The 12754-nt window shown below is 34.7% G+C and carries 8 protein-coding genes; 2 read left to right on the top strand and 6 right to left on the bottom strand.

The window, feature by feature from the left end; translation table 11 throughout:
* The coding region (locus tag JGH11_RS16305; protein ID WP_236264044.1) for a LacI family DNA-binding transcriptional regulator at positions 1-509 on the top strand (509 nt) is incomplete at its 5' end.
* 218 nt (positions 510-727) lie between these two features.
* On the opposite strand, the gene JGH11_RS16300 is transcribed toward JGH11_RS16305, so the two are convergent.
* From JGH11_RS16300 to JGH11_RS16280, 5 genes are all read right to left on the bottom strand, one after another.
* Entirely contained in the window at positions 728-2578 is a 1851-nt protein-coding gene (locus JGH11_RS16300) for a metallophosphoesterase (protein ID WP_201113594.1), read from the bottom strand.
* Between the two features lie 104 nt (positions 2579-2682).
* A complete protein-coding gene (locus JGH11_RS16295) occupies positions 2683-4431 on the bottom strand; it encodes a RagB/SusD family nutrient uptake outer membrane protein (protein WP_201113592.1) in 1749 nt (582 codons plus the stop codon).
* A gap of 12 nt (positions 4432-4443) precedes the next feature.
* The gene (locus JGH11_RS16290) at positions 4444-7764 is read right to left on the bottom strand and encodes a TonB-dependent receptor (protein WP_201113590.1); all 3321 of its coding nucleotides are present in this window, start codon (positions 7762-7764) and stop codon (positions 4444-4446) included.
* Between the two features lie 528 nt (positions 7765-8292).
* Positions 8293-9066: an SDR family NAD(P)-dependent oxidoreductase gene (locus JGH11_RS16285; RefSeq protein WP_201113588.1), complete on the bottom strand. Its 774-nt coding sequence runs from the start codon at positions 9064-9066 to the stop codon at positions 8293-8295.
* 72 nt (positions 9067-9138) lie between these two features.
* Positions 9139-10140: a GlxA family transcriptional regulator gene (locus JGH11_RS16280; protein ID WP_201113585.1), complete on the bottom strand. Its 1002-nt coding sequence runs from the start codon at positions 10138-10140 to the stop codon at positions 9139-9141.
* Between the two features lie 163 nt (positions 10141-10303).
* On the opposite strand from JGH11_RS16280, the gene gap reads away from it, so the two are divergent.
* Positions 10304-11314 (top strand): type I glyceraldehyde-3-phosphate dehydrogenase, encoded by a 1011-nt coding sequence (gap, locus tag JGH11_RS16275; RefSeq protein ID WP_201113583.1) that lies wholly within the window; start codon positions 10304-10306, stop codon positions 11312-11314.
* Positions 11315-11419: 105 nt separating this feature from the next.
* On the opposite strand, the gene JGH11_RS16270 is transcribed toward gap, so the two are convergent.
* Positions 11420-12625: an FISUMP domain-containing protein gene (locus JGH11_RS16270; protein WP_201113574.1), complete on the bottom strand. Its 1206-nt coding sequence runs from the start codon at positions 12623-12625 to the stop codon at positions 11420-11422.
* Positions 12626-12754 lie beyond the last annotated feature (129 nt).

Here is a 12754-nt window from a genome sequence, read left to right as displayed (position 1 = left end):
GTGTGTATAAGAGACAGATGATGGAGTATTTGATCAGATCGGGGCGAAAACGAATACTTCACCTAGCAGGTCCTCAAAGAATACCTAATACAGAAGACAGAAAAAGAGCTTATAAAGACTCATTGTCCAAATTTAAAATACCTTTCGATCCGGAATTAATGATAGAGGGGGAAAACGAGCGTTCGGAGGGAGAGCGTGTGATAAAAAACTTCTTAAGTAAGAATATTCCTTTTGATGCTATCTTTAGTTTCGGCGAAACATTGGCAATTGGCGCATTAAACTATATGCTATCACAAGGTATTAAGGTTCCTGAGGATGTGGCTGTTTGTGGATTTTCAGGTACTTATTTGAGTACAATTGTTACTCCACAATTAACGGCCATACAGCAACCTTTTGAAGAAATGGGACAAGTGTCGGCTAAAGAAATAATAAAAAGGATAAATGAACCGGATTCCCCTTGCGAAACTATTACCTTAGATGCTGAGATAGTGATCAGACAGTCGACTTAATATTTGCAGCATTAATATTTATTTGAAACTCTCAAAAAAATATCCGTCAGTAAAGCTAATCTTACTGACGGATGAATAAATATCTTGTCAAATAAACTTTTACGTTTATTTAGAATAGTCTAATATCACCATTTAATTTATTAAGTGAAAGAGCCTTAGAGGCTATAATTTACTTTCCTCTAAGACTCTTTTCAATAATTATTTATGTATAATAAGTTTTAATTTGTCATATTAAGTACTTTTAAACCTGTAGATGTCAATACTTCCAATCTGAGTTCGTTATTCTTTTTTCTTAAAACCATAACAGTACCATCTTTTGTTGATTTCCCACCTCCAATGATTACAGGAAAATTGTTGCTTAAACTACCTTTTGGATGATAAGCAAAACGGTGGGTATGCCCATGTATACTAAAATTAAAAGGAGCTGATTGTAATAATGGATGCCATAATTCTAAGCAAGGATTATATCCTTTTGAAGATAGTCCATAAATTGGAATATGATGTATAAGTACTCTTTTGTTTGCATTTATAAAATCTTTATTCTTAATTTCAGCTTTTATAAAATCAGCTTGATCAATACGTAATTTAGTGAAATTATTCAAATTGTAGTATACAGAGGTTGAATCAGGTTTATCTTCTCCACAATCTAGCATGACAAAACGTGTATCTCCCCAATTAAAAGCCCCATATGTTTTATCATCTATATAATCAAACAATTCTCTAAGTTTTATTGAATAAGCATTTCTTATTTCATGATTTCCTCGTAAATAAATGGCCGGATGTTCGGCAGCGTTAATCTTTTCGTTTATGTATGATAAAAAGTCTACTGACACATCTTCGTTTTTAGGATCATCAATTATATCTCCATTGAAAAAAACAAGATCGAAATCTATATTCTTTATCTGATATATGAGTGAATCCATCAACTCTTTATTTCTATGGAGGTCGTTAAATATTAATGCAGTAAAGTCTTTTTCATTCGATGCAGGTAGTTTAAAAGAATATATATCAGAGTATACAGTATCTCCGAATTCTTTTTTATAGGCTTCATATAAAGTCATTTCACGGGAGCAAACACGATAATAATATTTTATCCCGGGTTTTAAGTTATTCAATCTTATTTTATGCTTTTTATTATAGCATACAACTTGTCCATCGGCTAAAGTTTCAGCTTTGATCCATTGTTGTTTATCGGTACTGTACTCCACCCAACTATGAACCGGCACATTAGTGAGCCACAATATGGAGATACCATTATTTGTCGGATTTTGAAGATAAGGCTTTGTTCTGAATATCTTAGATTTATCTGTCTTCAACCTTACGTCGACAAAGAGAGGTCTATGATCGGAGGCAACTTGTTCGTCTACAACTTGTCTGGAAATAACAGAATATGTGCTTCCATTATGATAACCATATATAAAATCGATACATCTCATATTATTCCCTGAGCCTATAGTCGCTTGTTTTGGATTATTCAAAACAGTAAACTTTTCGGACATAGATGTTTGCATGGGAGATTCTATTGTATCATTTATATCTCCAGCCAGGAACAAAGGCTTATCTATATCTTTGATCGCTTCAAGTATTATAGGAACAGATAAATTTCTATCCTCTTCATTTAGGGATAAATGAGTGCAACATAAAACATATTTAGCGAACTCGACAATGAGCAATAATCGCTTCTCTTCCCGGCCGGGTAGTTGTACAGTTCTTGAATTCAAAGGCTTTTCTTTCGAAAGTATTCCTATTCCATATTTTCCACCTTTATAATCGATAGCTGCTCCATATGTTGGGTACATCAATGTACGGTCAGCGATTTCTTTCAAAACGAAGTGTTTATTTCGAGATGTGACGCTATCTAGTTCCTGAAGTGCTACTGCATCAGGAGCAATATTCAGTATGACATTAGCTATTCTATCATAATCGGTGACATTGTCCATTCCAATACAATTATGTGTATTGTATGATAAGATTCTGATAGAATTTTCTTCTTTAGGGAGAACATTTTGGGCAGTTAATAAGGTAGAAGAAAAAAGTAATAGGATCGAACAGATCGTTAAAGTTTTCATCTTGAATATTAGTTTAGTTAGTTAAAATTTCTGTACCGACAATTTACAAAAATATTGCAATTAATGCGGTACAGAAAGTAATAAAAAAGAGTGCTTATTTTTTTCTAGTTAACACCATCTTCCCAACCGGGATTCTGCGTAAGATTCTTATTCAATAATCGTTCTTGAATAGGTATCGGATATAAATAATCTTTGTTTTCATCCCATTTTTTCTTAATTTGAGGATTTACAACAATATTACCACTTGTTCCATTCTCCAGTTTAATATCACTATTCAGCTTTAGATACTGAATATTACCCAGATTTGGTTTTGTTTTTTCATATATACAGACATCAGGTTTAGAATCTCCATCCAAATCGAAAGCCCCAACAGAAGGGAAATACATACCTTTAAATTGCTCTGCTAGAATAGAGGCAGCTTTCCAACGAATAATATCATCCCATCTGAAATTTTCCATAACTAATTCTATGCTGCGTTCTCTCCTTATTTCTAGAAGTACACCTTTATTTGAACCTGAAACTGCAGGGTATAATTTCACTAAATAAGGGTCTGGATTAGTATTAGCTTCGGTCAAAATCAAATTAGGCATACGAACTCTATCTCTCAATAGCTTGATAGACTTGTCAATATCTTGTTGAGTTAAAGTTCCTCTTTCAGCTTTGGCTTCTGCATAATTAAGTAAGATTTCCGCATACCTGAATATTGGCATAGCATTACATGCTTTATTGTAAGTATCATATTGTCTTCCGGCTACAAATTTTATGAGTTGATAACCGGTTACAGTAGAGCCAAACTCAGGAACCAAGGTCTCTGTTTCTCCAATACGTGTATATCCCGGAGTTCTAATTGTTTGAGACAAACGTAAGTCTCTGTCTTTTACTTCTTCTGTATAGATCATTGTCGCATAGCCTGCTTTGTCTGTAAAACGACTCCCGTCTTTCATTAAATAAGTATTTACCAATCGTTTCTCAAGGCCGGGTTTTCCGTAAGAAGCTGTCATTGTATAATAATTTACATTATGATATACCTGAAGTCCGTCACTAAAATTTCTGGACAGAATGATTTCTGTTTCGATGGGTTCTATAGCCGCAAACAAATTCAGATAATCAGATTCAGGCTTGTCTGTAGAATAGATTGAATATCCACTCTTTTCGATTAACAATGCAGATGCGGCTATAGACTGATCTAATAATGTTTCTGCACCAGCCAATTTAAATTCGGGATGATATTTACGGAATGTTCCTTCAAATAGACAAATTCTGGATTTTAAAGCTAAGGCTGTCCATTTTGATATTTCGTTAGTCATCTTTTTCTCAGAAAGATTAGCTATTGCAAAATCCAGATCGGCTATAATTTTATCCACTACAATTGTGCGAGAATCTCTTGATTTTGTTAAAGCTTCAGTATCTGTTTCCAAAATTACTTTATCATACCAAGGCACATCTCCAAATTGTTTTACCATATCAAAATAAAAATATGCTCTAAAAAAACGAGCTACGGCATCATAACGGTTCCGAGCTTTTTCATCAGGACAATTTATAGAACGTTCAAGATAAAAATTTATGTTCCTGAGATTACCCCAACTCCATCCTCCTCCCGAAGTAGGAACGCTACGGGTTCCTTGTACCTCTGAAGAAATACTACTTTTAATGATATTATCTACAGATTCATTATAAACGCCCTCTGCCGATGGTAACATATTATAAAAAGAATTTGTATATAACTTCAGGTCGTTTTCAGTTTTGAAATATATTGAAGGATCTATTGAGTCCATTGGTAATTGATCCAGATCAGAGCAGGAATGTAGTATAAAGCTCAAGCCAATTAGATAAAATAAGTATATTTTTTTCATTGTTTTTCTAATTTAAAATTTAATATCTAAACCGATGGATATAGTTTTTGACAAAGGGTAAGTACGACCGTTACTGTCAGCTATAGGTTGTTCGGGATCTATATAGTCTGTTTCTAAAGGAGTCCATGTAAGCAGGTTTTCTCCACTGAGATAGACTCTGCATTTTTGAAGCCCTATTTTTTTTATCAATTGATTAGGTAGCGAATATCCGACAACAAGACTTTTCAGACGCAGGTAACCTATATTCTGAATATATCTATTATTAGGAACACCCAAAGGCCCTGTAGCTCCTAATGCTGTATAGGCTCTCAGAATTGGGAAATATGAATCCTTATTATCTTCAGTCCAAAGCAGATTGGAGAAATCTTTTGGCAAGAAAGAATAATATGGACGAGAAAATGGGCCCCAGTATTTATCGGCATTACTGCCCGGATACCAGTTTCTTTTTCCTATTCCCTGAAAAAAGGCTGATAGATCTATATTATTCCAGTTTAGATTAGTTCCAAACGAATAGTTATAACGCGGTTCGGAATTTCCTACTTTAACTAAATCTCCATGATCATCTAATGTATTCTTTCCCTTGGTTATTTTCTTATCTCCATCAATATCTACAAATTTCACATCACCACCTCTCAAGCGGGCCCAATCGCCCGAGGCGTTATTTACATTATCGGCAAAAAGAGATTGGTCTACGTTCCACGCCGCTGCTTCTTCATCAGAGTTGAAGAAACCGTCTATTTTAAAGCCCCAGATTTCACCCCATTCTTTTCCTACATAATTATTTGTTAATAACTTAGTGGGATTATCAAATTTGGTTATTTTGGACTTTGCATCACCAAGTGATGCAAAAACTTCGTAATTAATAGGTTTTCCTCCTAAATTCAATTGATCACTCCATCTTATAGAAAACTCATATCCTTTTGTTCTGAGATCTCCTGCATTTTGTTTTGGAGAACTTGCTCCATAGACAGCTGGTAATGTTGCTCCCGGGATTAGCATGTCTTTTGTATCACGTATATACCAATCTCCTGTAAAACTTAGTCTGTTGTGTAATAGGCCGAAATCCAAGCCAATATTGGTTGTTGTTGCTTTTTCCCACGTAAGATTTATAGCAATGGGGCTGGGTGCACTGACTGTTTGAGTTTTATTACCATTCATAATCCAGTTACTTAATCCCATTCCAAGCGATGAAATATATGGATAGTAGTTAGCTGATGTACTGCTACTTCCTATGAGCTGATTACCTAGAGTTCCGTATGAAGCTCTTATTTTGAGATTATCTATTGTATTTTTTATATTACCAAAGAATTGTTCCTCACTAATTCTCCATGCTCCAGAAAAAGAAGGAAAAAAACCGAATCTATTTTCTTTTTTATATCTGGAGGTACCATCATATCTTCCATTTATTTCTAATAGATACCTATCGTTATAGTTATATGCTGTTCTGAAAAAAGCTCCGAACAGAGTATATTTATAACTTCCTCCTCCGACTTCCATATCACCCGTACCTAAGTTTAGGTCATTGAGGGTTTGTGATAAAAGATTCTTTCTGGACCCCATAAGGCGCTGGTGCTCTTTGCTCTCATAATTCATTCCGGCGGTAATAGCTATGTTGTGTTTACCGAATATATCGGAATAATTTGCATAAGCGTTTGCTACATGCATTGGATCGAACCACATCGTCTTTGTATACTCATCAGTGTTATAATTAGGTACATCTTGTAAAATACCCGGTTCGATAGAATATTTAATAACAGTAGCCCTGTACCAATCGTCAGCAATATAATGTGAATACGTATAATCAGCATTGACGGTAATTTCTTTTATAGGTTTTAATTCTATTCCTGTTGTTGTTTGAAACTCATGGATCCCCTTTGCACCTCTTGAATTACCATCTGCAAGTAGGGCTAAAGAGCCATCACCTATCGAATAATTATTTTTCAAGGTGTTGTATGTTGAAGTTCCATCAGGATTGAAAGGTGCGTAAGCAGGCAGAGCATGTACAGTTATATTTGTAAAGTTACTATTTCCTCCACCTTCTTTTCCATAATATTCATATTTCTTATCGTAATATTGAGTATTGTTGGTCAGTCTTAGAATAGGGAGTATCAGAGCACTTATTTTGCTTCGGAAATTATAAGACTTGAAGTTGTCTTTATTTATTTTCATAATGCCTTCTTTTGTATAAAAGTTTCCCGATAACATAAAATTGAGTTTATCATTTCCTCCTGTAATATTTACATTATGCGAATGTGATAATTGGTGTTTAGTAAACATGGTATTCCACCAATCATAGTTTCCATAATAATTATATATGTCTTTCCCTTTTATATTTTTAATGACAATCCATGGGCGACTAGGGTCTTCAGTCCTATCGTAACGGCGCGCTTCCAGCTCTGCATAGTCTTCTTCTGTATATCGAGTATATGTATTTCCTTTGCTGCGTAAGAAAGCTTCATCATTCAATTTTGCCGATTCATATCCATTTGTTAAAAAGTCGGTACTTACGGTTGGACTTGATGATGCAAAAAAACCATTATATGAAATACTCATTTTCCCTTCTTTCGCATTTTTAGTTGTAATCAAAATAACACCGAAAGCTCCACGTGCTCCATAGATTGCAGATGCAGCCGCATCCTTTAGAACCGAGATCGATTCAATATCATTGGGATTTATACGGTTCATGTCTCCGGGTATTCCGTCAATCAGGATTAATGGCCCTCCCCCATTTATAGATGTGAGTCCTCGTACATTTATACTACCACCTAAACCAGGCTCTCCTCCCGAGAATGTAATGTTTACGTTGGGCATTTTGCCTTGTATGGCTTGAGCTATATTTGAAACAGGTCTGTCTTCTAGTTCTTTTGCTGTGATATTGTCAACAGCTCCGGTCAGATTAACCTTCTTTTGAGTTCCGTATCCAACAACAACAATATCACTTAATAGTTGGGAGTTTTCTTCTAGAGTAACATTGTATATATTTGTTTCAGATACTTTTATTTCTTTGCTGTCAAATCCGATCATGGAAAATTGAATCGTTGCGCCAAGAGGAACATTTAGCGTATATTTACCATCAATATCGGTAGAGGTTCCGTTAGTAGAACCTTTTTCTATAACGCTAACTCCTACTAAAGGGCTATCGAAAACATCTGTGATGGTGCCTGTAATTTTTTTCTGTACTTGCTTCTGAATACTTATATCATGAGTCTGTGCTTCATGTTTTACAGAAAAGGCCCTGTCATTATCTCTCAATAATACTTTAGAGTGGACCCCGCTCAAATTAAAACATGCAACACCGATAAGTATGCATCGATAATAATAAGAAATAGTCATAATTGTTATAATTTAAATTATTTAGAATATAAAGTGATAGTATTTCAGCCACATACTGTTTTTTGTGCGCAGCAAATCTCTTTAATAATTATTATGAAATGGTTAACGCCTTATTTAATTTTGATTAATTTGTATATGCGCTTATTAAGTATCTTTTGCTGAAATTATCGATCCAATACTGAACTTATTTCAGTATAATTTATTAATTAAGAATTTTGTATTAGAGGCATTAAGAATGAAGTTTTAATTATATCCTATAATTAACGTGAAGCTTTGATTGATCAGATTTTAATCCCTAATTTATAATCATGAAATCTTAACAGATATGTAATACTTTGGCTAGATATTGGTTATATAAATTAAAGATGAGTGAATAAGAGGTTGGTTATAAGTAAAAAGGAAGGAATGAGAAAAGTCTATAAATTTTATGGAGACAAAAGATGAAAAACTATTCCCCTTAACCAAAACCTCCGATTGAGTAGCCTGTTAAGGGGAATAATATATATGGGAAGAGGGAACTACCCTATCCTATCTATTTAATATCTGTTTAATGACAAAGTTTGGATATAACCCATGTAATTTCCACATAATAAATTCTTTTTTGCTACCTACGTAAGTCTGATACTTTTTCTTTGAGATAGCAGATACTATTTTTTTAGCAGCTTTATCTAATGGATATCCTTGTACATCTCTTTTATTCTTGACTATATTACCGTCTCCAGTCAAAGCTTTATTGACCAAATTAGTAGATAATGAGCCAGGAATCAAGACAGTGACATTAATATTTAAAGGCTTAACTTCAGCTCTCAGACATCCAAAATAGGCGTTGAGTGCAGCTTTTGCGCCTGCATAGGTTGATCTGCCCGACAAGTTTAAATATGCTAACAAACCCGAAACTGCTACAATATGTCCACTCTTCCGTTCCATAAAATGAGGTAGAAGATATTTACTCAATTGAATAGGACTAAAGTAATCTACTTGCAATATCTTATTTTCAACATCACTCTCTGTATCGAATGCTGTTGAACTTTGTGCTATTCCGGCATTATGTATTACAATATCGATGTGTCCGTATGCAGCTATCGCTTCGTCCACTTTTTCTTTAAGAATACTAGGATCACTTATATCAAAAGCAACAATTCTACTATCAGATATTTTAGATTGAACAGATTCTAAGGACTCCATGTTCCGTCCTGATAAAATAATCTTTGCTCCTTGGCGTCCAAACTCAACAGCCAAAGCTTCCCCTAATCCGGAAGAAGCGCCTGTTATCCAAACCACGATATCTTTAGAATAACCCATATTTTAAAATTTATTTGATTCTACAATCAAATATAGCTCTTTTATATGGCAGATTATACTATTGTATATCTTTTAGCATAAAGATGTTCTAAAACTTTTTTTATATTGAGACGGAGTTACTTCCAATATATTAAGAAATTGCCGACGTAAGTTCTCTGCATTTTTCAATCCGCATTCAACAGCAATTTCGTCTAATGACATTTCAGTATCTATCAAGTATCGACAAGCATAATCTACTCTTAATCTGTTTATATATTTTGCAGGAGTAATATGAAGTTCACGTACAAATACACGAGCGAAATTGCGAGGACTCATTGCTACATTTTCAGCTAGAGTTTCCACAGTCAGATCCTCGCTTAGGTGCATTACTATCCACTGACATATGTTGCGGATTTGAGAATGTTCAATACTCTGACAATCCAAAAATGTACTATATTGTATTTGATTTCCTTGCCGTTTCATTGACAATACCATCCAACGTGCGATATACAAGGCATAAGGATGTCCGAAATCTTCTTCCAATAATGCAATTGCCAGATCCATTCCCGAAGTGATACCTGCTGAAGTGTATACCTTTCCGTCTTTTACGAAGATACGCGACAGTTCTACTTTTATTTGTGGAAATTTTTGTTGAAGTTCGTCACATTTCGACCAGTGAGCAGTAGCTTTTTTCCCATCGAGTATGCCAGCCTGAGCTAATAGAAAAGCTCCTGAACAAACCGAGCATATCCTTCTCACAAGTTTATATTGTTCCTGTATCCATAGAATGAAATCAGGAGAAAGCTTATAATGTTGAGTACTTGGTAATCCTGAAATAATGAGAGTGTCAATCGGATATGTAATATCAATATAGCAACTCTCTGCTATAATAGCTAAACCTGACGATGTATTTATTATAGTAGAACGCTCTATTGAAACAACATGTGTTTGGTATTTAAAGCCTACTTTGCCTTGTATCAGATCGAACTTATCAATTGCTTTACTGAATATTTCTAAAGGACCGACTGCATTTAATAATGTTGAGTCTGGTGGTACTATGATTACTATATGCTTAATACTATGTTGTTTGTTCATATCCTTTACACTTTTATTTTTTCAAAATTAATCATTCTTATTGGAAAGATATTTCATATGGCAGAAATTCCATATTTTTTGTCATAACAGACATTTGAATTATTCATTATCTTTATGAAATAAAAGGTTCTAAGATTGTTTTATTATTAAAAATCAAATTATTATGAATGCAATTAAGGTAGGTATTAACGGTTTCGGACGTATAGGACGTCTTGTTTTTCGTACTGCGCAACTAAGAGATGATATTCAGATTGTGGGTATCAATGATTTAATTGATCCTGATTATATTGCTTATATGCTTAAATATGATACGATTCACGGGCAATTTGATGGAGATATAAAAGTTGAAGGCAATAAACTTATTGTAAATAATAATATAATTCGTATTTCATCGGAAAGAGATCCTGCTAATTTGAAATGGGATGAAGTGAGTGCAGAATATATTGTAGAATCAACAGGACTATTTTTGACTAAGGAAAAAGCGCAAGGACATATTGATGCGGGAGCTAAATATGTAGTTATGTCAGGGCCATCGAAAGACGACACTCCTATGTTTGTACCGGGAGTAAATGACAATAAATATATTAAAGGTACACAGTTTATATCTAACGCATCGTGTACAACAAACTGTTTGGCTCTTGTTGCTAAAGTTTTGAATGATGAATTTGGAATAGAAGAGGCTTTGATGAGTACCATTCATTCTACAACAGCCACACAAAAAACAGTAGATGGTCCGTCAATGAAAGATTGGAGAGGTGGCCGTGCAGCGTCAGGAAACATAATCCCATCATCTACAGGAGCAGCTAAAGCAGTAGGCAAAGTAATTCCAGAACTGAATGGAAAACTAACGGGAATGTCTTTCCGGGTTCCTACTTTAGATGTCTCGGTCGTAGATCTTACAGCCAGATTATCTACGCCAACTACTTATGAAAATATATGTAAGGTAATGAAAAAAGCCAGTCAAGGTGCATTGAAAGGCTATTTGGCATATACAGATGAAGAAGTGGTGTCTTCTGATATGATAGGCAATTCAAACACGGCTATTTTCGATGAAAAAGCAGGGATAATGTTGAGCCCTACTTTTGTAAAAGTTGTTGCATGGTACGACAATGAATGGGGATTCTCCTGTAAGGTATTAGATTCGATTGTAAGTATGAAGAAAATTAACGGATAAAGACAGTTCAACCATGTAAAATGAAGGATGGCAAGTTTTCAAAACTTGCCATCCTTCTATTCTTAAAGTATTATATGAATAAATGTTTTAAGATTTAAATAAATTCTAGTTATTTCTCTTACATCTTATAGAGAATAAGGCATTACGAGGATATGTTCCCCGAACTACGGCTGAACCTTGCCTATACAAATATCGAATCCAAGCTCTTTCTTCTTGAACACTACTTGTATAAAAAACAGCACCCTGTCCGTAAGCAAAGTCTAATTCATCGGTTATCGTCCCTGTAAGCAAGGCATTAAATCCACCTTGTTCTATAGTAAGACTTTTTCCTTCAGTAATACCATAAGGACTATTAACTGGTGGACATGTACTCAGCATAGCCTTTCCGTGACCTTCAGAAGAATCTGAACCTCGGGGATTATCAGTCGTCTCCCAAATATTATCCCAAGTTGTTGGATTGAAAGGAAGTCCATTAGCCGAAGTATATTGGCTATATGTTTCGGCGTTATTGTAGATTTCTCTTTCCAAATCATTCCATTCACGATCACTTGGAATATGCCATCCCTGAGGACATATTCCCTGAATCGGGATGCTAGGTCCCTCATCTGCTTCGCCTTGTCCCTGATCTACAGTCTCTTCAGCCTGTTCCCCTAAAGTAGCAGCAGAATAGGAATATAATAAACCTTGCTCTAACCTCCAACTGGAAGGAATAGTTCCCGGGGTAGAAGGGTCAGTATTTACCTTAGGATATGCGTAATGTCTGCCGGTAAGATCGTCACTTCCAGTACCAGCCGTGAAACTGGCATCTATATATCGCATATTTTCTAACATCCAATCACCAGCAGTTCCAAAATTTCTGTAAAGATACACTTGCCCATCGCGGGAATCTGTAAATTCTTCTACCTCGGTAGCTCTCGGTGGTTTTTGGCCAATATATTGCCATTTATTACCGTCCCAAACATAAAGTCCTTGAGGAAAGCTTTGAGAGTCGCAAGCATCATACTTTCCCACATGATAAACTAGTAAACCGATGTGATTGTCTTTTTCCCATGCTCCAGTGGCTCCGCTAATAGTTGTTGATAAACTTGTTTCCCCACTTGGTATAATTAATGAAGTTAATATTACACGCGGAAGATTCAATCCTTTTTTAGTAGTACCGATTTCTTTTAAATCTAAAAGAGCTCCATTTAAAGGAGGCTCATCACTGCCAATTGTAACTTGGGCTTTTAAACTAAAAAATATAAAGTTACTGAAAATCAAGATTAAATAAAATGTATTTTTTTGTATTAAACTATTACTCACTAGGCTCATTTTGTCTTTGTATTTAAGTTATTCTGTCTTCATGATCTTATAGGCTACATTGGACTATTTAATAGACTACAAATATACATTTTATTAGTTATAATTTATATTCGTTTTTTATGCAAGAATATTATATAT

The sequence above is a fragment of the Dysgonomonas sp. Marseille-P4677 genome (assembly GCF_016652235.1).
GTDB lineage: Bacteria > Bacteroidota > Bacteroidia > Bacteroidales > Dysgonomonadaceae > Dysgonomonas.
This window is presented reverse-complemented; position numbering and strand designations above follow the sequence as displayed.

Coding starts and splice junctions, on each gene's coding strand:
- JGH11_RS16300 (WP_201113594.1), bottom strand. CDS start 2,578: ATGAAAACTTTAACGATCTGTTCGATCCTATTACTTTTTTCTTCTACC.
- JGH11_RS16295 (WP_201113592.1), bottom strand. CDS start 4,431: ATGAAAAAAATATACTTATTTTATCTAATTGGCTTGAGCTTTATACTA.
- JGH11_RS16290 (WP_201113590.1), bottom strand. CDS start 7,764: ATGACTATTTCTTATTATTATCGATGCATACTTATCGGTGTTGCATGT.
- JGH11_RS16285 (WP_201113588.1), bottom strand. CDS start 9,066: ATGGGTTATTCTAAAGATATCGTGGTTTGGATAACAGGCGCTTCTTCC.
- JGH11_RS16280 (WP_201113585.1), bottom strand. CDS start 10,140: ATGAACAAACAACATAGTATTAAGCATATAGTAATCATAGTACCACCA.
- gap (WP_201113583.1), top strand. CDS start 10,304: ATGAATGCAATTAAGGTAGGTATTAACGGTTTCGGACGTATAGGACGT.
- JGH11_RS16270 (WP_201113574.1), bottom strand. CDS start 12,625: ATGAGCCTAGTGAGTAATAGTTTAATACAAAAAAATACATTTTATTTA.